This window comes from Sorangiineae bacterium MSr12523 (assembly GCA_037157775.1).
In the GTDB taxonomy this organism is placed as follows: Bacteria; Myxococcota_A; Polyangia; order Polyangiales; family Polyangiaceae; genus Pendulispora; species Pendulispora brunnea.
The window spans coordinates 6,839,286-6,862,188 of the sequence record CP089982.1; the positions used below are offsets into that span (position 1 = coordinate 6,839,286).

Below are 22,903 nucleotides of genomic sequence, written 5' to 3' on the forward strand. Positions count from 1 at the left end.
GCACCGACTCATCCAGATTGGCAATGTAGTCGTCCGTGGTGAATCTCGTTAGTGCGCCGCGCCAAGGCGGTGAAGCATGGGGGCGATGCGCTCGAGCGATACGTCCGCCAATTCGACTTCGCTGGCGGGTACGTACCGCCGGGAAATGGCCATGCGCAATGCGACATGCGATTCGCGGTTGGATGCAGCGGCCATGCGAAAATGGGCGATGCGATCATCCGCTTTGCTGCGATTCCCTTCGATGAGGTTCAGCGCCATGGAACCTAGGGCGATGCGAAGTCGGTCGCCCAAGTCGCGGTCCCAGTATTGGATACGTTCGACGGTGGGATGAAGAAGCATCATGGTGTGAATCGCGAGTTCGAGAGCGTGAACGTAGTCGTTGTCGGGGGGTGAAGTCGATCGCATGAACCGTTATCGGCCAGCGGCTAGGCGGCGAAGCATGCCGCCGATGCGCTCGAGCAATTCGTCGTCGGCTTCGACCTCGCTGCTGGACAAGTACCCCCATGCAACCGCCACGCGCAACGCGGCGCGCGATTCGCTGTTGGAACTCGCCGCGGTGCGAAAACGAGCCATGCGAGAACCACCTTGGCTGCGATTCCCTTCGGCAGCCTTCATGGCCATGATACGGAGGGCCGTTCGAAACTGGTCGGCCAATTCGCGATCGCAACATCGGATGCGTTCAAACGTGGGCCGCAGGGCGACGATGGCATGAATAGCCAGTTCGAGAACTCGAGAGCCGGGATCGTCTTGGAAAGGATTCGTTTGCATATCTTTTCTCGAGATGAATAAAAATTGACCAGCAGCGCTCTCGCGCTCGACCATCCAAACGACATCGACCCCGATCCCCGTAACCGGGATCGGAGTCGTTGCCCTGCCCCCCCCGCCGAACCCCGACTCGAAATCGGAGTCGGCATCTGAATCTGAATCCGTATCTGACTCTGAATCTGAATCCGAATCTGCGTCGGTGTCGGTGTCGGTGTCCGAATCCGAATCCGAATCCGAATCCGAGTCGGAGTCGGAGTCGGAGTCGGAGTCGGAGTCGGAGCCCGATTCCCAATCGCACTCCAACTCCGACCCTGGGTGACAGCACTTTCTCTTTATTTCATTCTTCTAAATTTTCCATGATTTAAAAATCTTTCATTTCATTCATCCAACACGGTAGCCGTAGCCGCAGCCGCGCACGTGACGCGGGCGTTGGCCCAGTCGGCGTGATCGCTGTTCGTGGTGTCGGCGCCGCCGGCGACCTCGAGACGCAAATCCGTTCGACCCGAGATGTCGACACTCACACTCTTGGTGGCGCTACCGGCTTTCATGACGCCGCTGTCGTAAAGGAGTTTACCGTCGCCCCAGACTTGGAAAATGGCGCTGGCCGCGGCGCTCGAGACTTCGTCGTCGATGCCGACATTTGCAGTGAAGGTCGAGCAGCCCCCGTTCGGACGAAAGCTGATGGCCGACGGAGAATGCACACCGAACCCCTTGGTGTACGTCGTCCCGGCGAGGGTCAGCGTCTTGCCGTCGCCCGCGGCCTTTTCGCCATTGCTCTTGTTGCGCTCGACCGGGCCCCACCCGTTGGCGGAGTAGGCCCAAGGTTGGTCGCTGAGATACCCGCTCACAAGCGGAGGATCCGTCCCGACGATGCGCAAAAGCGCCAAACCGTGCGCGGGCACGTTGACGCTGTACGCGTTGGTGAACGTTCCGCGATCAGCGCGCGCCCAGACGTCGCGGACGGTGGCACTCCCCGCCGACAGCCCGATTTGCGACCAGCTCACCGAGATGGTCGCCGTGGAGTCGCCGCGGTTGAACAGCCCCACGGCCCGGGCGCCGCGTTGGCGTGTCGGTTTGTACCAGACCTGGCGACCGGCGCCGTCATCGGCCGCCTTGATCGCTTGGTAGGCCAGCGCGTCTTGGTCGATGTCGAGCACCTCGGGGTGCGTCAAAATCGCTTTGGTGGCGCTGCTCATGCTGCGCACATCGTTGCCGGCGATGAGCGGCGACGACACGAGGGCCCAAAGGCCCATGTGGGAGCGGTACTCGGTATCGGTCAATCCGCCATTGCCGATTTCGAGCATATCGGGATCGTTGAATCCGCCCGGCACCGTGGCCCCGGGAAAGCGCGCGTTGCCATCGAAGACGCTGAGGACCCGCGCCCAGTTGTCGCGAATATCGCCCGTGGTGCGCCATTGATGCGCCGCGTAAGGACCCCACGACCACGGCTCTTGAACCCCGCCGTTGTCGCTGGCACTGAGGACAATCGGACGGCCGGAAGCCCGAATGGCCGGAAGCCAGCGGCCGAAAAGCTCCGCCAAGTCGGCGCCCGTTGGAACGTTGCAACGATCGGCCTTGATGTAATCGACTCCCCAGGACGCGAACTTGGCGACGTCTTGATTCTCGTGATCCATGCTGCCGGGCGTCTTGCCGGTGCACGTGGCCGTGCCGATGGAGGCGTAAATACCGTATTTGAGTCCCTTGGAGTGGATGTAGTCGCCAATCGCCTTCATGCCACTTGGAAACTTGTTCGGATCGGCCCGCAGGTTTCCCGAGCTGTCACGCGTTGCGGCAGACCAGCAGTCGTCCAAGGTGAGATTCACGTACCCCACGGCCGCAAGCCCGCTCGAAACCAGAGCATCGGCCGTTTGCTTGATGAGCGTCTCGTTGATGCCATTGCAGGCAAACTTGTTCCAACTGTTCCACCCCATAGGCGGGGTGGGGGCCAGACCATCATTCGCGGCCGTCGCCGTTCCAGGCATCGCACTCGCCATCAGGATTCCGAACCCTGATGCGATCTTCCACATCCGACGTTTGACCATGGGTGTGTCCCTCCTGAACCGTCCGCGCAGGCCCAGAATTACGCCACAGGTAACCGGTGTCAATCGTCGAGAGAAATTAAGATATGGTTTTGCTGTCGCCACGATCCAACCGGTCATACCTGCTCGACGCAACGTGGCATACGACACCCACACCTCCGATGATATCCATCATCGTTACGTCACGCACGAGAACGCATGCCGCGTGTACGCTCAGCGCCCCATGCACCGATTCGCCATCCTGCTGACGACGTTCGCAGCTCTCGCCAACGATCCACCGAAGGAGGTGCCGCTCATCTTCCAGAGTGTGCCCAATGGGCTTGTCGCCGATGTGTCGGGCGCGGAGATGAAACAAGGACAAACGATTCTGGAATATGGATACGCCGCCGCCAAAAACCAACAATGGTGGCTCCAGCAGAATGGCACCCATTATAAAATCAAGAGCAACGTCGACGGCGCGTGGTGCATGACCCGCTCCGCTGATGGCAACCTCGCGAAGGTCGTTTTGGGCGGGTGTGATACCTACCTCGCGGATTGGGACGTTCTGCCGCTCGGCGGCGAGCGATACCGCATCAAAGATCCCAACGGCGCGTTCTATCTGCACGTGCAGAACGAGACGCCCACCAGCGGGCGCGAGCTGGTGACCAGCACGAACGACGCCATCGGCTCGGAGTGGTACCTCACGGGCCTGACGGTGCCGCGCAGGGCGATGCCCTCGGAGCCGCGGCTCGATCAAGTGACGTTTCTCACGACCCACAATGCGTTCGCCAACACCGATGAAGGCTTTTGGGGGCGATTTCCCAATCAGTCCTATGGCCTTCGCTCGCAATTGGACCAGGGCGTGCGCGCCATGCAGCTCGATGTCTATGCGTACAACGGAGGGGTGCGCATGTGCCATGGTAGCTGCTGGGGCAACGAACGCACCTTTGGCGCGGGGCTCGCGGACGTCCTCGCCTTTCTGAACGCGAACCCCAGCGCCATCGTCACCCTTTTTCTGGAGGACTACACCACGGTGGACGAACTTCGTGCGTCGGTGGAATCCGTCGCAGGCTTGTCCAACATGATCTTTCGGCCAGACCAGAGTGGCGTGCGCCAAAATGGCTGGCCGACGGTGTCGCAGCTGATTGCCCAGAATCGGCGATTGCTCATCTTCTCGCAGCGGCCCGGCCGCGAAGGCTTCGGCGTCATGTACGATCGCGATTGGACCGTGGAGAATTACTGGTCGCTCACGAATTCCGGAAACGACATGCGATGCTACAGCCGCTGGGGCGAGGTTCCCCTCGGCAAAGAGGAGCCGGGATTCGTGCGGCTTCACGTGATGAATCAATATCGCGACATTCCCAGCGAAGGAAACGCCGGCGCCGACAATGGCTCGAAGCTACGCGATCGCGTAGAGCGGTATTGCGGTCCGATTGCCCGCCGCAAACCGAATTACGTGGCGGTGGACTTCTTCCAGAAGCCCGAGGGCGGCGCCACCAAGTCGCTCATTTCGGAGATGAATACGTATTGGTAGAACCAACCAGCCTGGCGATGTTGTCGTCCAGGAATGCCTCGAACGTGCGCGGCTCGCGGCCGGTGAGCTCGCGCACGGCGCCGGTCGTGCGCGCGGAGCCGCCCGATGCCAGGATGGTCATCATCTTGCCGTAGAACTCGGCCATGTTCGACGGAACGCCACGGGCCACGGCTGCAGCGACGAATTGCTCCACCGGCATGTCCACGTAGGTGACGGTTTCGCCGAGCTTGGTCGAGATTTTCTGCGCGATTTCGTCGAAACGGAGCGATTCCCCGCCCGTCAGAACGAAGGATTTGCCTGCATGGCCCTCGCCCGTGAGCGCCGCTGCGGCACACGCGCCGATGTCATCGGCATCGATGAAGCCGATCTTGCCGTCGCGGTACGAGCCGAAAATCTTCCGCTGCGCATGCAGCGTGTCCGCATTGCGAAGCAGATTCTGCATGAACACGGTCGGCTGCAGGATGACCCAGGCGATCCCTGCGGCACGCAGATGCGCCTCGATTTCGCCGTGCGACCGCGTTTGCGGCATCTGCGCATCCGGGCTGGCCCCAGGTGAGGACAGCTTCACCACGAGCTCGACCCCGGCGCGCGTGGCAAGATCGATGGCCGTGTTCTGCTGCCGAACCACGCGCTCGCTCACATTGGTGTTCAGGAAGAAGCGGGTGACGCCCTGCATGGCACGGGCGATGGTCTCGGGCTGGTCGAAATCTCCGACCACGAAGTCGCACTCGAGTGCCCTGCCCTTTGCCTCATCGCGCACGAGCGCTTTGAATTTCTCGCCCCTGGCCTTTAGATGCTTCACGACATATCGTCCGATGGTCCCGCTGGCTCCGCTTACGAGGATCATGCCTTCCCTCCTGGAAGAAGTTACAGTAAGAGAAACTTTACGGTCAGTGAACGAATTCGACAAGCCATGAGCCAAGATCTCGGTCTACGCGAACGGAAGAAACTCGAGACGCGCCGTGCGATCGCGGACGTGGCGATGGACATGTTTGCCGAACGCGGGTTCGACGCCGTGACGGTGGCGGACATTGCGGCGGCGGCCAATGTCTCGACGAAGACGGTCTTCAACTACTTCGCGACCAAAGAGGACATCTTCCTGCATCGGCGCGAGCTCATCGAAGAGGATCTCGTGCGCGCGGTGCGGTCGCGGGCGCCCGGCGAGTCGATCCTGTCCGTCGTGCGGGCGCACACGCTCGAGACGGCGGAGCGGCTGCGGCATGTGTCGCCGGAGCGACGGGCGGCGTATCGCAAGATCCTTCAGAGCGCGCCCACCTTGCTGACGCGCTTTCGGCAGCTGGCGCAAAACCGCGAGGAGGCGTTGGCCCGGCTTCTCGCCGAAGAGACCGGGGCGGATGGCGACGAGGTGGAGCCCTTCATCGTGGCGGCGCTTCTGGGTGTGCTGAACCGCCTCGCCTTCTGCGGCGTAACGGGATGGCCGAACGGCAAACGGCGCACGCCGGTGAAGATCACCGAGGAGATCGAGAGCGCCTTCACGCTTCTCGAGCGCGGCCTCGGCAACTATGGCGTGAAGAAATAGAACCGCCAAGGCGCCAAGGACGCCAAGATGGATGGATGTTCTGATTTTCGAAGAACACCCACGAACCTCCTACTCTTCGCACTCTTCGCACTCTTGGCGCTCTTTGGCGTTTTGGCGGTTCGACCGGATTGGGTTCTTCAGGCGAGGCCGGTGCGCGTTTCGGAGTCGGAGTCGCGGCGAAGTAGCCACCATTGTTCGAGCCCTGCGCTTCCCGTGTAGCCCAGGGCCAATAGGCGAAGCACTTCGGCGGCCACGCCCGTGAGATGCGACATCGACGTGGCCAGATCCCACACGAGCCAAAACGCATTGCCCAGCGCCAGCAGCGCCCACGGCCACGAGAGGGCACCACCGCGAAGCCAAAACGCGGTGAGCGCAATCGGTCCGATGAGGCTTAGGCAAACCAGATCGGCCACGTTCGGGATGACGACGAGCATGATCGTGCGCAGAAGATCCGGCGGCAGATGGTGCATGTTTTCACGCATCGCCAGGAAGAAGACGAGAACCGCGAGAGGAACCACGGCAAGCTTGAGGAGCCGTTGGCGTGGCGATGGCGTGGCGACGGCCTCCAACCCCGAATCGGGCCACGCGCGCGCCAACATGATCATGGCGATGGTGGATGCAATGTTCGCCATCGAGAGCATCGCGCCCACGGCGAAGCTTTGCTCTTCGATGGAAAAGCCGGTTCCCACCACGTCCACGGATTGTCCGAGGAAGAGGTCTTTGAGCAGCAAAAGCGTCATGTTCGAGGCAAGGAGCCACCACGCCACGAAGAGTCGATCGCCCAAGGAAAAACGGGAGGCGGCGAGCACGAACGAGATCAAGGTGAAGAGCTTCGCCGCAAGGATGCAGCCTGCCACGACGGACGCACTGTCCGGGCCGGCGAGCAGGTAGACCACTACGAAAAGGATCACCAGCGGAACGGGCAATAAGAACCACCTGGCCCATGGCGCACGGTACATCCCTTCTAATCTAGGCGAATTTTGCGGCCTTTGGTGCGGTCTTGGGCATATCTCGCACAAACGACGGTAAAGGGCGCCGCACTCGTTCTAGTTAAGCGAGATGTCTCCGCCATTCATGGATGGTCATGCATTGGAAACGGAGGATGGCCTCGAGCCAAGGACGACGCCGACCATCACGGCGAGGGCTCCTAGGAGCTCGGTCACGTGGGGGATCTGGCGGAGGACAATCACGCCAATCAAGGTCGCTGTGAGGGGCAAAAGGGCCAAAAGCAGCGCAAATCGCTCGCGGCCGACACGGGCAAGAACCACTTGGTCGAGACCATAGGGAATGACGCTGGAGAGGACGCCCACGCCCATGCCCAGGAGCAAAAGGCGACCTGACGACCACACGGGCGCAGTCAATAAGCCAATGGGCGAGAGAAGGACTGTGGCCACGCCCGCACCGACGGCGAGATCGTCGATGCCGCTCCCACCGGTGGCTACACGCTTTCCGAGAATGATGTAGCCGGCCCAAAGGATGGCGGCCATGCCAATGAGGAGCAATCCGAGTGGACTCGCCTTCCATTCGACGTTGGCAATGAGGGCGACGCCCAGGGTGACCAAGGCGAGCGATAGGAAGTCGCGCTTGGTGCGCGAGCCAAAGGCGGCGACGGCGACGGGTCCAATGAACTCCATGGCCACGGCGGTGCCGAGCGGAATGCGCGCGACGGCCTCGTAGAAGGCAATGTTCATGACCGCGGTGACCATTCCAAAGACGCCCGCGAGCACGAGGCGGCGACGGTTCCACGTCAAGACGCGCGGACGGCGCCATGCGAGCAAGACGACGGCCGCACCAAAGAGACGAAGCCACGCCACGGCGGACGGGCTGAGCTCATGGAATAGATTCACCGCGAGGGCGGCGCCCATGTAGAGCGAGATGCCGCTGATGAAAAAGAGAAGCGGGGCCGGAAGCCGACTTGGCGAGGCGGGCGAAGACCGATCCGATGGAGCAGCCGGCGTGGCGAGAGCGGGCACGCGGAGATCCTAGTGCAACGTCCCTCCAACTTGGAGGGGCTGATCGAAGCAGGCTCGGCGCCCATCGACGCGGACGTGCACGCGGATGCCGGGGTTGGGGAGGTAGAAGCGCATGGTGTTGAGTTCGACGATCACGGTCGTGACCGCATGCGCCGGCAGGACGAGCATCATGCCCGGTGGGCCCCAGGTGCCACCCTCGAAATACGCTTGCCGGATGCCGATGGGCCGAGCGACATCCCAGGCCCCGCTTTGGGGGCCGCTCCTGGTGGCGCCGAGTTGATCGATTTCCAGGACTTCGACCTGGCGGGGGACGCCCACCAAATTCGAGATGGCGAAGCGCACGGTCTCGAGAACGGGAACGCCCTGGCGCATCTCCGGGCGAAGCTTTTTGTCCGGCACGAGATCGAACCCAAACGGGACGGAGCGACCGCGGGGGCACTCCGAGGCCGTGGGCTGCGAGACTTCGGAGGGGCCTGCGGGCGTGGAGGCCGCCGCATCCTCGGCGCCCGCATCGTGCACCGGCGAGAGGATGAGCGGCTCTTCGGCCACGGGCCGGCGCGGGGCTGAGGATTTCGAGCCGGAGCAAGCAGCGATCAGAACGGCGAGGAGGACAAGTACGCGCAGCGACCCTACCATCGGAGATGCACCATGCTATGCGAGTGACGCGTACGTGAACACTGGCCAGGGCGAGCAGGACGAATGGCTTTGGGGCTGGGATCCGACGCCGGGCATCGTGTCGGTGTGGGCCGAACCCGATGGGCGCGCATTCGTGTGGCGGCGGTTGCCGGAAACGCGCGCCCTGGTTCGCGAGAACGTGCGCTTTCGGCCATGGCTTCTTTTGTCGTCGCTCGAGGATCTGGGAACGCGTCCGAGCGATGCGACGTACGAGGAGCTCGATGGGCCAGGGACCTTTCGCTATTTGGTGCGCGCGAACGATGGGCGCGCGCTGACGCGGGCGCTGCTCTACGGTGCGAGCAAGCGGCTGGGGCGACCGGTGGAGTACCTGCGCGATGTCGGCCCGGACCGGGTGTTTTCGCTGCCGCCCGAAGAGCAATACTTGGTCGCGTCGGGGCGGACGTACTTTCGCGATCTGGCGTTCGACGATCTGCGGCGGATGCAATTCGACCTGGAGACCACCGGGCTCGATGCCGAGCGGGATCGCATCTTCCTGATTGCCGTGCGCGATCCCGATGGGCGCACGGAGACGCTTCACCACGAAAACGAGGCGGAGCTTTTGCGGCAGCTCGTGCAGCGGGTGCAGGCGTGCGATCCCGACGTCATCGAGAATCACAATTTGCAGGGCTTCGATTTGCCCTTTCTGGCGCAGCGCGCGCAAAAGCTGGGGGTGGCCCTGGCGCTGGGGCGGGCGGGGTTGCCGGGATTGCGGCCGCGGACCTCGGCGCGGCTTCGCACGCGGTACACGGTGCCGGGGCGCGAGTTCATCGACAGCATGGATGCGGTGCGGCGGCACGATTTCTCCGCGCGCGATCTGCCGGGGCACGGGCTCAAGGCGGTGGCGCGGCACTTCGGGCTCGCGGGGCCGGAGCGCGAGCACATTTCGGGTGCGCACGTTTACGATGTGTTCCGGCGCGATCCCGAGCGTGTGCGGCGCTATGCCGAGGACGACGTGCGCGAGGCGGCGGGCATTGCGAGGTTGCTCGGCGGTGCCGCATTTGCGCTCGCGCGGATGGCGCCGCGGCGTTACGAGCGACTCGCCGATGCGGGGCCGGCCACCGGGGTGCTCGATCCGCTGCTCGTGCGGGCGTACCTGCGCGCCGGTGTGGCGTTGCCCGCGCATGAACCGAGCGACGGTACGCCGCACCAAGGCGCGGCGCTGTACCTGTTTGCGACGGGCATCGCGCGGCGCATCGTGAAGGCGGACGTGGCGAGTCTGTATCCGTCGCTGATGCGGCAATACCGCATCGGGCCGCGGCGCGATCGGCTGGGTGTGCTGCTCGCGCTGGTGGATCGCTTGGTGGAGCAGCGGCTCACTGCGAAGGCGAAGGCCAAGGAGTGCCCGCCCGGTTCGCCCGAGCGCTACACGCACGAAGCGATGTCGGCGGCGATGAAGATCGTGGTGAACTCCGCCTACGGCTACATGGGTGCCTCGTCGCTCACGCGCTTCGCCGACGTGCACGCGGCCAACGAGGTGACGCGGCGCGGGCGCGAGGTGCTCGATCTTCTCTGCCGCGAGCTGGCCGCGCGCGGGGTGACGCTGCTGGAGGCGGACACCGATGGCGTGTACTTCTCCGTGCCCGAAAGCTTCGACGAGGCGGACGAGCGCCGCATCGTTTCCGAGGTGGCCGAGCTGCTGCCGTCACGGGTGCATCTGGAGTTCGACGGGCGCTATGCGGCGATGCTGTCCCACGAGCCGAAGAACTACGCCTTGCAGCCTTATTCGGGGTCTTTGCTGTTGCGGGGTGTGGCGTTTCGTTCGAGCCGGGCGGAGCCCTTCGGCGAGGAATTTCTGCGGCGTGCTTTGCGCTCCCTCCTCACGGGCGGCGATGTGATGGGCGCGCGCGAAGCGTACGTGGCCATGGTGACTTCGCTGCGCCGGCGCGAGGTGACGACGTTCGACGTGTCGGCGCGCGTGCGGCTGACCAAGTCGCCCTCGCACTACATGACGACGCGCACGCAGCGGCGGGAACTCTCTTACGAGGCGGTGCTGGCGAGCGGTCGCACCACGTGGACATCGGGCGAGCATGTGCGCGTCTACCGCGCCACCGGTGGGCGGGCGGCGTTGCTGCCGGATCCCGACGCAGACGACAACGATGCGTCAGCCGTGCCCGATCCCCGCGATTACGACGTGGAGTATTACGTGCGCCTTTTGCGCGAGACATTCGCCGCGCGATTGTCACGCGCGCTTTCACCCGAGGATTTCTCCGCCGCCTTCGAAGATCCAGAGCAACTCTCGCTTTTCAATCGCACACTCGCACAGGCGCGCCCCATCCTCACGGTATTGCGCGAAGGCGTATTGCACGAAAGCGCATCACGCGACGACAACAGCGCTTAACGCGCAGCGCACCGCGCATCGAGCGCCGCCCGCATGGAGCGCCGCCCGCATGGAGCGCCGGCCGCATGGAGCGCCGGCATCTTGCCGGCGGTCCGCCGGCCTCTGGCCGGCTGCACCAGCGCGGCTTGCCGCCTGGAAGGCGGCGTACCGCCGGCTGGAAGCCGGCGCTCCATGCGGGCGCTCCATGCGTCGTGCTCGCTCAATCGTGCACGATGCTCGAGAGTACGCAGGACTCGAGCGTGCACGATGCTCGCGAGTACGCGGGACTCGAGCGTGCACGATTACTCGAGAGTACGCGATGCTCGAGCGGAGGAATAACGCGCTTGTCACCGACTTGTTGCGGCCAACATGCGATGTTTTTGAAACCGATGCCGTATTGACACAATACAGAGCCTATAGCGTTACGACGTGAGCCAGCTCGTTCGTATCGGGGATTGCGACGTCGGACCCGGCTGCCCCGTGTTCTTCGTTGCGGAAATTGGCATTAACCACAACGGTTCGGTGGACCTTGCAAAACAGCTCATCGACGGCGCCTTGGCCGCCGGCTGCGATGCGGTGAAGTTCCAAAAGCGAACCCCGGAGCTTTGTGTACCCAAAGCGCAGTGGCACATCGAGCGCGATACGCCGTGGGGGCGTCTCACGTACATCGATTATCGACGCAAAATCGAACTCGGTGAACGTGAATACGCGGAAATCGATCGCTATTGCCGCGGACGCGGCATCCTATGGTTCGCTTCCTGCTGGGACGAGCCTTCCGTCGACTTCATGGAGCGATTCGACCCGCCTTGTTATAAAGCGGCGTCGGCATCGCTCACCGACCATGCGCTCATTCGCAAAATGAAGCGTACGGGCCGGCCGCTCATGCTCTCCACGGGAATGTCCACCATGGAGGAGATTGACGCGGCCGTCGACAACGTGGGCGTGAGCGACCTGCTCATTGCGCATTCGACGTCGCTCTATCCGTGTCCGCCGGAGCTTCTGAACCTGCGGATGATCGACACCCTCGGGGAGCGCTTTCCCACCTGCCCCATCGGCTACTCGGGCCACGAGGTGGGCCTCGCCCCGAGCTGCGCCGCCGTGGCCATGGGCGCGCGCTTCGTCGAGCGGCACATCACCTTGGATCGGGCCATGTGGGGCACCGACCAGGCCGCGTCGGTGGAAATCGGTGGACTGGTGCGCCTGCTGACGAACATCCGCGACATCGAGCGTTCGTTGGGCGACGGCGTAAAGCACGTTTACCCGCTGGAGCACGCCGCGCGCACCAAACTGCGCCGCGTGCGCACGGACCTCATCGAAATGAACGGCACGAGCCACCCCCACGAGATCAACGGCGTTGCCTAATCTCAGCTGGGAGATCCTCTCACCGATCCTCATCGTGGCATGGGCCCTGGGGATCATCGCGCTCGAACGGCTCTATCCGTACGATCGCGGGCAAAAGCTGTTTCGTGAAGGGTTCTTCCTGGATTTCTTCTGGTACACGCTGATTCAAAGTTACATATTGGGCTGGGTCATCAGCCTGCTTATCCGTTGGCTTGACCACCGCACCGGGCTCTCCCGCCTCGGTCTGGTATCGGGGTGGCCCATACCGCTTCAATTGGCGTTCTTTTGGGTCACCCACGATTTCTACATCTATTGGTTCCACCGCTGGCAGCACGCCAATCGCTTCTTGTGGCGCATCCACGAGGCGCACCACTCGGGGAATGACGTCGATTGGCTCTCGGGATCGCGGTCCCATGCTCTGGAAATCTTGATCAATCAGTCCATCGAATACGCCCCCATCGTGCTGCTGGGGGCGCACCCGGACGTGGCCTTGATGAAGGGTGTGCTCGACGCCACCTGGGGCATGTACATCCACTCGAACATCGATGTACGGAGCGGGTGGCTGCAATATTTTCTCAATGGCCCGGAAATGCACCGGTGGCACCATTCGCGCATTTATCGCGGCACGGGGTTCAACTTCGCGACGAAGATTGCCATTTGGGATTGGCTTTTCGGGACGGCGCACCTCCCAAGACCGGAAAAGCCCGTGGGGTACGGGCTCGGTGACGGCGAGACGTTTCCAAATGGGTATTTCGCACAACACGTGCACTCGTTTCGCGCGTTTCCTGCGAGAGAGTCGGGAGCGGGAGGGGGTAGAGAGATGACGGTGGGGGATTCGCATGTGGCGTAGTTGGGTGGGGATTCAGCTTCGTCGTCCGGTGGCGGTGCTCGTGGCGAGCCTGCTCACGGCGCTCGTCGGGGTGGTGCTGGCGTCACGGCTCGAGCTCAAAACGCGTTTCGACCAGCTGCTTCCCGAGGGGCAGCCGAGCGTGGTCGAGCTACGGCGGCTCGAGGAGAATGTGGCCGTCGGCACCAATGTGTTCGTGGTGCTCGAGGGGACGGAAACGGCGGCACTCCGTTCCTATGCGGATGCCATCGTCGGCAGTCTGCGGGCGCGCGCGTCGGCGGCGCCGTGGCTCCTGGGCGCTGAAAACGGTGTGCACGAGGCGCGACATTTCCTCTTGCCGCGCGCCGGGCTGTTCGTGCCGCAGCAGGATCTCGAGAAGCTCCGCGACGACCTTCAGGCGCGCTGGAACTGGGAAATCAACGAAGCGCTCGGGCAAAACCTGTCCGAAGAGGCGCCCCCACCCATCACCGCCGAAACGTTTCGCCAGCGCTTCGGCGAAGCGGCCCGCGCCGACGAACGGCGTCCCGATGGGTATTTCCAATCGGCGGATGGGCACACGCTCGTGGTGGTGGTGCGCACGTCCATCGCCTCGGGCGATCTCCCGCACGCCGAGGCGGCACTCGCGCTGGTGCGGGAAACCGTGGAACGGGTGCGGCCTTCACCCGCGATTCACATCGGCTACGCCGGCGATCTGGTCACCGGCCTGGCCGAATACAGCGCGGTCAAAGAGGATCTCGCGCAAGTCGGTATTCTGGGCGTCGGCCTCGTGTTGGGCGTGGTGGCGCTCTTCTTTTTGCGGCTGCGCGCGCTGGTGGCGACCGGCGTGGCCATCGCCATCGGGCTCGCCTGGACCTTCGGCGTCACCAAGTTGACCATCGGTCATTTGAATGTGGCGACCGGCTTTCTGGTGAGCATCGTCGCCGGAAATGGGCTCAATTTCGCGGTGCTCTACTTGGCGCGCTACTTCGAAACGCGGCGCGCCGGGGCGACGCTGGAGGCGGCCATCGAGGATGCGCACCGCACGACGTGGCCCGCCACGCTCACCGTGGCCCTGGCCGCGGGTGCGGCGTATGGGTCGCTGGGCGTCACGGAATTTCGCGCGTTCAAGCACTTTGGCCTGATCGGCGCGGTGGGTATGGTCGCCTGTTGGGTCGCCACCTACGTGGTGGTGCCACCGCTTCTCGTGTTGATCGAGCGCGTGCGCCCGGTTCGGTCACGCGTGCAGATCCCCTTCGAGCTTCCGTTCGTCGTGCTGGTCACCAAGGCGCCGCGGCTCGTCACCATTGCCGGTGTGCTCCTGGCCATCGCGGGCGGTGTCGCACTGCCGCGTTACCTTGCGCAGGATCCCATCGAGTACGATATGCGGCGCCTGCAGAACGATCTCGGCGACGCGGCCGCCGCACGCGAACGCGGCTGGGGAAACGCCTCCGAGATGTACCGGGTGGCGAGCCTGGCACGTCATGTTCTCGGCACCGGCCTCGAATCGGGGCTGGTGGTGCTCTGCGATACGATGGACCAAGTGCGGCCACTGGCCCGCGCGCTGGAGGCGCGCCGGGATGCCGCGCCGGCGGGTGAAAAGCCCTTCGATGCGGTCCACACGTTGTTCGACTTCGTCCCCGATGGGCAGGCAGGAAAGATCCCCGTCCTGGAGGATCTGCGCGCATTGGTGCTCCGTGCACGCGAACGGGGCGCGCTCTCGGACGCCGATTGGAATGCGCTCGTGCCCATGCTGCCGCCCGAGAATCTCGAGCCCATCGAGCTCTCCGAGCTGCCCGATGCGGTCACCCGGCCGTTCACCCTACGCGATGGTTCGGTGGGACGCCTCGTGCTGGTGGAAACGGCGGCCCATCGCAGCGATTCGGATTTGCATTACCTCCTGGAGCTGGCGCAGGCGGTGCGCTCGACGACGTTGCCCAACGGCGACACCATTCGAGGAACGGGCCGGCCGGTCATCTTCGCCGACATGCTCGGCGCCGTGCTGCGCGACGAACCGCGCGCGGTGGCGCTCTCGTTGGCGCTGACCATCGTGGCCGTGGTGCTCATGTTCCGGCGCGGGCGGCTGGTGCTGCTCGCACTGGGAAGCCTGGCGCTCGGCGTCGCGTGGTTCGTAGGCTGCATGGCCGTTTTCGGCGTCAAAATTCACTTTTTCAACTTCATCGCGCTGCCCATCACCTTCGGCATCGCCGCCGATTACGCGGTGAACGTCGTGCAACGCTATGCGGTGGACCGCGAGGCCGGGGTCGAGTCGATCGTGCACTCGATGCGCAGTGTGGGCGGTGCCGTCGTGTTGTGCAGCGCGACCACCATGCTCGGATATTTGGCGCTGGTCGGCTCGATCAACCAGGCCATTCGCGGTCTCGGTTTTCTCGCGGTGCTCGGTGAGGCGTGCTGCCTCGGCGCGGCGATGCTCGTACTGCCCGCGGCCATCGTGTGGTACGAGCGCTCACGCCGGCCGGGGAACACGGCCCTGCGCGTCACGCTCGCGGCGGGCGCGGTGATGCTCTTTCTGGCCATGGTCCCGCGCGGTGCGCTGGGCGATGCGGCGCGCCTCATCGCGGCCAGGGGTCCGGTGCTCGCGCTGGTGCTCGTGCCGGTGGCGGCGGCGGTGCTGTTCGATGCGGCGGCGCAACGTGCGCTCTTCACGCGGCTCTCGCGCAAGGTGCACGTGGGCATCACAGCCCTGGCGCGCATCTCCTCGGAGGCCGTCGCGCTCAGCACACCGGGCGGCGGCGTCCTCGGCGAGCCGGTCGCGGCGCTCGTATTGGCCAAGCGTGCGGGCGTGCCCGCGGGCGAAAGCATCGCCGTCCTCGCCGTGCGCCGCGTGCTCTTGATGCGCATGCACACCGTGTGGATCGTGCTCAGCGCCCTCGCCGGGTGGGGCCTCTTGTCCGAGCGGGCGCGAACCATTCCTTACCTGCCCTGGCTGGTGCTCGCCTCGGCACTGCTTCCGCTCATCGCCGCCACCACCGTGGGTGCAGCCTTTGGCTCCGGCTCGCTGGTAGGCCGTATTCTCGGCTTTCTGGGCCGCATCGTGCCGGCGCGCATCGGTGCGCTTCAACGATTGCTCCACAAAGGCGAACGCCAGGCTTCCGTGGCCGATGGCTCCGCGTCGCTTCTCTTGCGCGCGCGCTTGCACGCGCTGCTCGGGCCCGCGCTTCTTTTCGGCGGGGTGTGGGTGGCCGAGTCCTGCGAGGCGTACGCGATCTTGCACCTTCTCGGCGGGACGACGCCGTTCGCGCACGTCATGGCCATCGAGGCCAGTGCGTCCATCCTTCGCGCGGTCGCGTTCTTCGCGCCGGCCGGCGTGGGCGTGCAGGACATTGGCTACCTCACGCTCCTCGGCGGCGGAGACCCGCAGGCCACGGTCATTGCCACGGGATTCGTCCTGGTCAAACGAGGGCGCGAGGTCTTCACCATGGCCATTGGCTTCCTCGCGTTCGGGCTATCCAGCCGAAAAAGTGACGACACGAGCGAGCCGGAACGGAGCCCCCTCGCCACCGAAAGGCAAGGCATAGCGACATGAGACGCGCGTTGTTCATCGGTGGGTCGGTCAACCAAACGAAGCAAGTGCACGCCGTGGCGCGCGAGCTCCGTGAGTGGAAAGCTTCCTTTACGCCGTTCTTCGGCGACCGGGGCGTCGAGACCCTGCGCCGCCTCGGCCTGGCCGAAACGACGATCTGCGGTGACAAACTCCGCAAGCGCTGCCTCGACTACCTGCACGATCATCGCCTCGAGGTGGACATGTACGGCGCCCGCGGCGACTACGATCTCGTAGTCAGCTGCACGGATCTCGTGCTCCCCCGCATCGCCCGGCGCGGGCCGCTCGTGGTGGTGCAAGAAGGCATATTGGACCCTCCGGGGCTCATGAGCCGCCTCTGTCAGCGGTATTCTCACCTGCCCCGCTGGTTGGCCGGCACCACCCTCACCGGCACCAGCGGCGCGTACGACCGCTTTTGCGTGGCCAGCGAAGGCTACAAGCGGCACTTCGTCGCGATGGGCGCCGATCCCTCGCGCATCAGGGTGACCGGTATTCCCAACTTCGACGATTGCCAACGATTCCGCGACAACGACTTTCCCCTTCGCGACTACGTTCTCGTCTGTACTTCGGATACGCGCGAGACCTTCAAACGCGACAATCGACGCGAGCTCGTGCAGCGCGCACTGCACATTGCGGCCGGGCGCACGCTGCTCTTCAAGCTGCACCCCAACGAGAACGCCCGGCGCTCCACGGCGGAAATCCGCAAATGGGCGCCCAATGCGCACGTCCATGCATCCGGCAACACCGAGGCCATGATTGCCAACTGCGCGGTGCTCATCACGCAATGGTCGTCGACCGCCTTCGTCGGCCTCGCCCTGGGCAAGGAAGTCCACTCGAACCACCCCAGCGACGAGTTGCGCGAGCTTGCCCCGCTCCAGAACGGTGGCAACTCGGCCCGGCGCATCGCCCAAGTTTGCCGCGAGCTCACCCGGCGCACGCGCGTCGTCCACCTTCGAACCATCCTTTGGGGGCGTCCGTCGAGGGGAGTCGCATGAAGACCTTGGTCGTCGTACAGGCTCGGTCCACGTCGAGCCGCCTTCCCCGAAAGGTGCTCCGCCCGCTCGCGGGCAAACCGATGCTGGTGCGCCAGCTCGAACGCATCGATGCGGCGCAAACGGCCTTCGACCTGGTCGTCGCCACCACGACGGCTCCGGCGGACGATGCCATCGTCGAGGTGACGCGGCGGGCGGGATTCGACGTTTTTCGCGGACATCCCACGGACTTGCTCGATCGGCACTACCAGCTGGCCGTCGCCAAAAAGGTCGATGTGGTGGTGAAGATCCCCTCGGATTGCCCGCTGATCGATCCGGACGCCATCGATCGGGTCATAGGAACCTTTTTCCACGCGTCGGGCGTCGACTACGCGAGCAACCTCCACCCGCCGTCCTGGCCCGACGGCAATGACGTGGAGGTGATGACCATGCGCGCCCTCGCCCGCGCCCACGCAGAGGCCACGCGCCCGTTCGATCGGGAGCACACCACGCCCTATCTCTGGGACCACCCGGATCGATTCACGCTCCTCAACGTGCGCTGGGAGACGGGGTTGGACCTTTCGCGCTCGCATCGATTTACCGTGGACTACGAGGAGGATTACCAATTCGTCGCCCGCGTCTTCGAGGAATTGCACATTCCCAATGCTTGGCCTTTTTCCTTGTCGGACATTCTGACGCTGCTCGAACGCCGGCCCGAGCTGCTTCAGATTCATGCGCGTTACGCCGGCGTCAATTGGTACCGGCACCACCTGGGCGAGCTTCGAACGAAGAGCCTCGCCGACACACGTCTCGCACCGGAGGACGAACATGCGCCTCTCCCATGATCAACGCCAATCCCTCGAAAACCTGGCCCTCCGCGTGCGCGAGCACGTGATCCGCATGTCCACGCGCGGCGGATGCTTCATCGGCGCCTCGCTCTCGTGCACCGATTTGCTCGTGCACTTGTACTCGCGCGTGCTTCGTGTGCACCCCGAGACGATGGATGATCCGGATCGCGATTACCTTCTTCTCTCCAAAGGCCACGACGTGCCGGCGCTCTATGGCACCTTGGCGGAGTTGGGATTCTTTCCCAAGGAGCGACTTTCCAATCATCTCCGCCCGAACGATTACATCTATTGGCATCCCAATCGCGCGGTTCCTGGCATCGAATTTCACTCCGGGTCGCTCGGGCACCTCGCGTCGGTGGGCGTGGGCATCGCGCTCGATGCGAAGATGCGCGGTGGCCGGAGCCGTGTTTTCGTCATCCTCGGCGACGGGGAGTTGAACGAGGGCTCCGTCTGGGAGGCCCTGCTCGTGGCCAGCGCCAAGAAGCTGGACAACTTCATCGCCATCGTGGACCGCAATCACTTCCAGGCCAATGTGCGCACGGAAGAATTGATTCCACTGGAGCCGCTCCAGGACAAATTCCGCGCCTTCGGGGCCAGCGTGCTTCGGGTGGACGGGCACGATCACGACGCGCTCGCATCGGCCTTCGAGCAGCTGCCGCCGCTGCGTGAGGCGGAGGGCACGTGCCCGACGGTCATCGTTTGCGACACCGTCCGCGGCAAGGGACTCCCGAGCATCGAGCAGCGTGCCGATCGCTGGTTCTGCAACTTCACGGAGGACGAGGTCGAGCAACTGCTCGCCGAGCTCCATTGCGGGCAGCGCGCCCATATTCAATCGGAAGGGCTGATGGTGCGATGAGTGCTGCGATGAATTACGAAGAGACGTTGCTGGCGCTTGCACGCGAAAATACCGATTTGGTGGTGATGACCGCGGAAAACCGTGCGGCCATCCGCAATGTGCCCGCGGAGCTGGGCGATCGCTTCATCGATGTTGGCATTGCCGAGCAGACGATGATCGGTGCCGCCGCAGGGCTTGCGCTGCGCGGCCGGCGGGTGGTGGCCCATGCACTGGCCACGTTCCTCACGTTGCGAGCTTTCGAGTTCGTGCGCACCGATATCGGAATTGCGGAGCTGCCGCTCACGTTGGTGGGCGGCGTCCCCGGGTTCCTTTCGGAGGCGAATGGGCCGACGCATCAGGCCATCGAGGACATTGCCGTGATGCGCGCGGTCCCGGGGATGCAGGTGGTCTGCCCGGCCGACGCCGAGGAGCTCGTCGCCGCGTTGCCCGCGGTCATCGCCTCGCGCGAACCGACGTACATGCGCTATTACGCGGGACCTGCCGCGGTGGAACATACTTCGCGGTTCGAGCTGGGACGCGCCGAAGTGCTTTCCGAGGGCAGCGACGTAACGTTGCTGACGTATGGGTTCCTCGTGCGCGAGGCGGCACGCGCGCGGGCGATTCTCGAGGAGGCCGGCGTTCGCGTGCGCCTTTTGAACATGCGCTCCCTGGCGCCGGTCGATGCTCGCGCCATCGTTCGGGCCGCGCAGGAAACGGGTTTGCTCGTGGTCATCGAGGACCATTTGCGCACCGGCGGGCTTTGCACCATCGTCGCGGAGACGCTGCTCGCACGGAGCATCACGGCGCGTGTGCTTCCCATTGCGCTGGACCGTTGGTTCCGCCCTGCCCTCCTGGCCGACGTCCTGGCGTACGAGGGCTTCACTGCGGAGGCAATTGCCAAACGCGTCATCACCGAGCTGGCGCGGCGCGCGAACGATCATCGCGTATGGAGCACGCCCAATCTGGAGAAATCGAATCAGTATTACGCCCGCGCCAAAGAGCTCATTCCCGCGGCCACGCAGACGTTGGCCAAGGGCCCTGGGCAATACGTGCGCGGCGTCGCACCGAAGTATTTGCAACGCGGTCGCGGGGCGCACGTGTGGGACGTCGATGGAAATGAATACATCGATTTGCAAATGGCCATCGGGCCGCTTTCGTTGGGCTATGGCCACCCGGCGGTCGACCGGGCCATTCGCGATCAGCTGGAGGACGGCATCACGTTCTCACTGATGCACCCGCTCGAGGTGGAGGTCGCGGAGCTCGTGCGCGAATGCATCCCCGGCGCCGATATGGTTCGCTTCAGCAAAACGGGATGCGACGTCACCAGCGCCGCCATACGCTTGGCGCGGGCCTTCACCGGGCGGCGAAAGGTGCTCTCCTGCGGTTACCACGGCTGGCACGACTGGTACATCGCGGTCACCGATCGCCGTCGCGGCATTCCCGAGGACGTCGCCGCGCTGACATACACCTTCGAGTACAATGATTTGGCCTCCGTGGAGCGCGCATTGGACGACGACACCGCGTGCGTCATCCTCGAGCCTGTGGTTTTCGAGATGCCGCGTGCGGGCTTCCTCGAGGAATTGCGTGCACTCTGCACGCGCCGTGGGGCGCTCCTCGTGTTCGACGAAATGTGGACGGGCTTTCGCCTGGCCCTGGGTGGCGCGCAAGAGCACTTCGGTGTCCAAGCGGACCTGGCGTGCTTCTCCAAGGCGATTGCCAATGGAATGCCGCTTTCGGTGCTCACGGGACGGAGCGACATGATGCGGTTGCTCGAGCGCGACGTGTTCTTCTTCACCACGTTCGGCGGGGAGGCCCTCTCGCTGGCGGCGGCAAAGGCGACCATCACGGAGATGCGCGCGAACGACGTCCTCTCGCACCTCGCCGCGCAGGGACGCAAGCTTCGCGATGGGTACAACGCCATCGCGCGGCGGCTCGGCCTCGAGTACACGCGCGCCGTCGGGCCGGACGCGCGCAACATGGTGGTCTTCGACGGCGAGCGCTCGCTGCTGATGAAGTCGTTCGTCCAGCAAGAGCTCGTGCGGCGAGGTGTGCTCTGGGGCGGTTTTCACAATGTCTCGTACGCCCACGGCCACGCCGACGTGGAGCGCGTGCTCGCCGTTTACGAGGAGGCGCTCGCGGGCTTGCGCGATGCCGTGAGCGCGAATCGATTGCGCGAGTCGCTGCTCGGGGAGCCCATCGAGCCGATGTTCCGGCGCACATCGAACTTCGACACGCGGCCTGCGCCGAAGACGTGGGCTTTCGCATCGCAAAACGGGGTACCGCTGCGATGAACGCGCTTTTCGATCTTCGCGACCGCGTGGCGGTGGTCACCGGCGCCATGGGCTTGCTCGGCAAAGAGCATTGCCGCGCCCTGGCCAGCGCCGGCGCCCGTATCGTGGTCACCGATCTGGATACCGGCGCCGCGCCCGCGCTCGTCGAGGAGCTAATGGCTTTGGGCGCACCGCAGGTGCTGGCCGTCGATGCCGACGTGACCGATCCCGAGAACCTTCTCGCGCTCCGCGACGGCGTGCGCGCGAACTTCGGAGGCATCGACGTTCTCGTCAACAATGCGGCCATCGACGACAAGGTGGAGTCGCCGGCGTCCGCGCTGGAAGAGTCGCGCTTCGAGAATTACTCGCTGCGCCGCTTTCGCCGGGCGCTCGACGTCAATGTCACCGGGGTGTTCCTCGCATCGCAAATCCTGGGCGCGGACATGGCCAAGGCGGGGCGCGGGTCGATCATCAATGTGGCCTCCACCTACGGTGTGGTCGCCCCGGACCAAGCTTTGTACCGCACGCCTGCGGGCGAGCAGACCTTTTTCAAATCGCCCGTATATCCGACGTCGAAGGGCGCGGTCCTGGCTTTCACTCGATATCTTGCCGCATATTGGGGCGAGGCCGGTGTGCGTGTGAATGCGCTATCGCCGGGCGGGGTGGCCAATGGGCAAGATGCGCACTTCGTCTCGAGCTATGCGAGCCGCACCCTGCTCGGCCGCATGGCCTACCCGCACGATTACCGCGGTGCTATCCTTTATCTGGCCAGCGATGCATCGGCTTACGTGACGGGCACCAACTTGATCGTGGACGGCGGATGGACGGCGAAATAACCAAAGACGAGCTTTTGCGCCGCGCCCGGGCGGTCCGCTTGGTCATCAGCGACGTCGACGGCGTGTTGACCGACGCGGGTGTCTATTACTCGAGCACGGGCGAGGCGATGAAGCGCTTCAATGTGCGCGACGGCATGGGCGTGGAGCTCCTGCGCGAAAAAGGCATCGCCACGGCCCTTCTCACGCGCGAACGCTCCTCCATCGTCTCCACCCGCGCCGAAAAGCTGCGCATCGAGCTTTGCTACATGGGAATCCACGACAAGCGCAGCCACCTGCCGCACATCGTGGAGGACACCGGCTTCTCCCTCGAGCAAATCGCATACATCGGCGACGACATCAACGACCTCGGCATCCTCGAAGCGGTGCGTTCCAGCGGCCTCACCGCCGCCCCCCAAGACGCGCACCCTTCCGTGCTCCAACGCGTCCACTACATCTGCCGCGCAACCGGCGGCCACGGCGCATTCCGCGAACTCGCCGACCTCATTCTCGGCAGTGCACTCTAAAGAAGGAACCGCCAGGGTGCCATAGGAACCTCACAGAAGAAGGAAACCGCCAGGACGCCAGGATCGCCAGGGGTCGCCAACGGAAAACCCAT

The 22,903-nt window shown here is 64.4% G+C and carries 19 protein-coding genes; 12 read left to right on the plus strand and 7 right to left on the minus strand.

Features of this window, described 5'->3' with window-relative positions:
- Positions 1 to 48: 48 nt before the first annotated feature.
- The 3 genes from LZC95_26260 to LZC95_26270 all read right to left on the minus strand — a co-directional run bounded on the left by LZC95_26260 (position 49) and on the right by LZC95_26270 (position 2,807).
- Positions 49 to 405 (minus strand): four helix bundle protein, encoded by a 357-nt coding sequence (locus LZC95_26260; protein WXA89993.1) that lies wholly within the window; start codon positions 403 to 405, stop codon positions 49 to 51.
- Between the two features lie 6 nt (positions 406 to 411).
- Positions 412 to 822, minus strand: coding sequence for a four helix bundle protein (locus LZC95_26265; GenBank protein ID WXA89994.1), 411 nt, complete (start codon positions 820 to 822; stop codon positions 412 to 414).
- Positions 823 to 1,142: 320 nt separating this feature from the next.
- The gene (locus tag LZC95_26270) at positions 1,143 to 2,807 is read right to left on the minus strand and encodes an NPCBM/NEW2 domain-containing protein (protein WXA89995.1); all 1,665 of its coding nucleotides are present in this window, start codon (positions 2,805 to 2,807) and stop codon (positions 1,143 to 1,145) included.
- Positions 2,808 to 2,940: 133 nt separating this feature from the next.
- Here LZC95_26270 and LZC95_26275 point away from each other — a divergent pair, with 133 nt between their 5' ends.
- Positions 2,941 to 4,317 (plus strand): RICIN domain-containing protein, encoded by a 1,377-nt coding sequence (locus tag LZC95_26275; GenBank protein WXA89996.1) that lies wholly within the window; start codon positions 2,941 to 2,943, stop codon positions 4,315 to 4,317.
- On the opposite strand, the gene LZC95_26280 is transcribed toward LZC95_26275, so the two are convergent.
- Positions 4,289 to 5,164 carry an SDR family oxidoreductase gene (locus tag LZC95_26280; GenBank protein WXA89997.1) on the minus strand — a complete coding sequence of 292 codons (876 nt, stop codon included), beginning with the start codon at positions 5,162 to 5,164 and terminating at the stop codon, positions 4,289 to 4,291. The two genes, LZC95_26275 and LZC95_26280, sit on opposite strands and share 29 nt — an antisense overlap.
- Before the next feature lie 66 nt (positions 5,165 to 5,230).
- Here LZC95_26280 and LZC95_26285 point away from each other — a divergent pair, with 66 nt between their 5' ends.
- Positions 5,231 to 5,857 (plus strand): TetR/AcrR family transcriptional regulator, encoded by a 627-nt coding sequence (locus LZC95_26285; GenBank protein WXA89998.1) that lies wholly within the window; start codon positions 5,231 to 5,233, stop codon positions 5,855 to 5,857.
- 137 nt (positions 5,858 to 5,994) lie between these two features.
- On the opposite strand, the gene LZC95_26290 is transcribed toward LZC95_26285, so the two are convergent.
- From LZC95_26290 to LZC95_26300, 3 genes are all read right to left on the minus strand, one after another.
- Complete coding sequence (locus LZC95_26290; GenBank protein ID WXA89999.1) at positions 5,995 to 6,768, minus strand: hypothetical protein; 774 nt, start codon at positions 6,766 to 6,768, stop codon at positions 5,995 to 5,997.
- A gap of 171 nt (positions 6,769 to 6,939) precedes the next feature.
- On the minus strand, positions 6,940 to 7,830 hold the full coding sequence (locus tag LZC95_26295) for an EamA family transporter (protein WXA90000.1): 891 nt from the start codon (positions 7,828 to 7,830) through the stop codon (positions 6,940 to 6,942).
- Positions 7,831 to 7,839: 9 nt separating this feature from the next.
- Positions 7,840 to 8,379 (minus strand): hypothetical protein, encoded by a 540-nt coding sequence (locus tag LZC95_26300; GenBank protein ID WXA90001.1) that lies wholly within the window; start codon positions 8,377 to 8,379, stop codon positions 7,840 to 7,842.
- A gap of 121 nt (positions 8,380 to 8,500) precedes the next feature.
- Here LZC95_26300 and LZC95_26305 point away from each other — a divergent pair, with 121 nt between their 5' ends.
- The 10 genes from LZC95_26305 to LZC95_26350 all read left to right on the plus strand — a co-directional run bounded on the left by LZC95_26305 (position 8,501) and on the right by LZC95_26350 (position 22,811).
- Complete coding sequence (locus tag LZC95_26305; GenBank protein ID WXA90002.1) at positions 8,501 to 10,843, plus strand: ribonuclease H-like domain-containing protein; 2,343 nt, start codon at positions 8,501 to 8,503, stop codon at positions 10,841 to 10,843.
- A gap of 408 nt (positions 10,844 to 11,251) precedes the next feature.
- Positions 11,252 to 12,184, plus strand: a complete 933-nt coding sequence (locus tag LZC95_26310) for an N-acetylneuraminate synthase family protein (protein ID WXA90003.1) — start codon at positions 11,252 to 11,254, stop codon at positions 12,182 to 12,184.
- Positions 12,177 to 13,013 carry a sterol desaturase family protein gene (locus LZC95_26315; protein WXA90004.1) on the plus strand — a complete coding sequence of 279 codons (837 nt, stop codon included), beginning with the start codon at positions 12,177 to 12,179 and terminating at the stop codon, positions 13,011 to 13,013. Before LZC95_26310 ends, LZC95_26315 begins: the two co-directional genes overlap by 8 nt.
- A complete protein-coding gene (locus tag LZC95_26320) occupies positions 13,003 to 16,533 on the plus strand; it encodes an MMPL family transporter (GenBank protein WXA90005.1) in 3,531 nt (1,176 codons plus the stop codon). The genes LZC95_26315 and LZC95_26320 overlap by 11 nt, the downstream gene beginning before the upstream one ends.
- A complete protein-coding gene (locus LZC95_26325) occupies positions 16,530 to 17,543 on the plus strand; it encodes a hypothetical protein (GenBank protein WXA90006.1) in 1,014 nt (337 codons plus the stop codon). Before LZC95_26320 ends, LZC95_26325 begins: the two co-directional genes overlap by 4 nt.
- Positions 17,540 to 18,364 (plus strand): glycosyltransferase family protein, encoded by an 825-nt coding sequence (locus tag LZC95_26330; protein ID WXA90007.1) that lies wholly within the window; start codon positions 17,540 to 17,542, stop codon positions 18,362 to 18,364. Before LZC95_26325 ends, LZC95_26330 begins: the two co-directional genes overlap by 4 nt.
- The gene (locus tag LZC95_26335; GenBank protein WXA90008.1) at positions 18,348 to 19,223 is read left to right on the plus strand and encodes a transketolase; all 876 of its coding nucleotides are present in this window, start codon (positions 18,348 to 18,350) and stop codon (positions 19,221 to 19,223) included. The genes LZC95_26330 and LZC95_26335 overlap by 17 nt, the downstream gene beginning before the upstream one ends.
- On the plus strand, positions 19,220 to 21,493 hold the full coding sequence (locus LZC95_26340) for an aminotransferase class III-fold pyridoxal phosphate-dependent enzyme (GenBank protein WXA90009.1): 2,274 nt from the start codon (positions 19,220 to 19,222) through the stop codon (positions 21,491 to 21,493). The genes LZC95_26335 and LZC95_26340 overlap by 4 nt, the downstream gene beginning before the upstream one ends.
- On the plus strand, positions 21,490 to 22,308 hold the full coding sequence (locus LZC95_26345; protein WXA90010.1) for an SDR family oxidoreductase: 819 nt from the start codon (positions 21,490 to 21,492) through the stop codon (positions 22,306 to 22,308). The genes LZC95_26340 and LZC95_26345 overlap by 4 nt, the downstream gene beginning before the upstream one ends.
- A complete protein-coding gene (locus LZC95_26350) occupies positions 22,293 to 22,811 on the plus strand; it encodes an HAD hydrolase family protein (GenBank protein WXA90011.1) in 519 nt (172 codons plus the stop codon). Before LZC95_26345 ends, LZC95_26350 begins: the two co-directional genes overlap by 16 nt.
- Positions 22,812 to 22,903 lie beyond the last annotated feature (92 nt).

Bases quoted from the DNA above. Each gene is read 5' to 3' on its own strand.
- LZC95_26260 (WXA89993.1), bottom strand. From the start codon at position 405: ATGCGATCGACTTCACCCCCCGACAACGACTACGTTCACGCTCTCGAA.
- LZC95_26265 (WXA89994.1), bottom strand. From the start codon at position 822: ATGGTCGAGCGCGAGAGCGCTGCTGGTCAATTTTTATTCATCTCGAGA.
- LZC95_26270 (WXA89995.1), bottom strand. From the start codon at position 2,807: ATGGTCAAACGTCGGATGTGGAAGATCGCATCAGGGTTCGGAATCCTG.
- LZC95_26280 (WXA89997.1), bottom strand. From the start codon at position 5,164: ATGATCCTCGTAAGCGGAGCCAGCGGGACCATCGGACGATATGTCGTG.
- LZC95_26285 (WXA89998.1), top strand. From the start codon at position 5,231: ATGAGCCAAGATCTCGGTCTACGCGAACGGAAGAAACTCGAGACGCGC.
- LZC95_26320 (WXA90005.1), top strand. From the start codon at position 13,003: ATGTGGCGTAGTTGGGTGGGGATTCAGCTTCGTCGTCCGGTGGCGGTG.
- LZC95_26325 (WXA90006.1), top strand. From the start codon at position 16,530: ATGAGACGCGCGTTGTTCATCGGTGGGTCGGTCAACCAAACGAAGCAA.
- LZC95_26330 (WXA90007.1), top strand. From the start codon at position 17,540: ATGAAGACCTTGGTCGTCGTACAGGCTCGGTCCACGTCGAGCCGCCTT.
- LZC95_26335 (WXA90008.1), top strand. From the start codon at position 18,348: ATGCGCCTCTCCCATGATCAACGCCAATCCCTCGAAAACCTGGCCCTC.
- LZC95_26340 (WXA90009.1), top strand. From the start codon at position 19,220: ATGAGTGCTGCGATGAATTACGAAGAGACGTTGCTGGCGCTTGCACGC.
- LZC95_26345 (WXA90010.1), top strand. From the start codon at position 21,490: ATGAACGCGCTTTTCGATCTTCGCGACCGCGTGGCGGTGGTCACCGGC.
- LZC95_26350 (WXA90011.1), top strand. From the start codon at position 22,293: ATGGACGGCGAAATAACCAAAGACGAGCTTTTGCGCCGCGCCCGGGCG.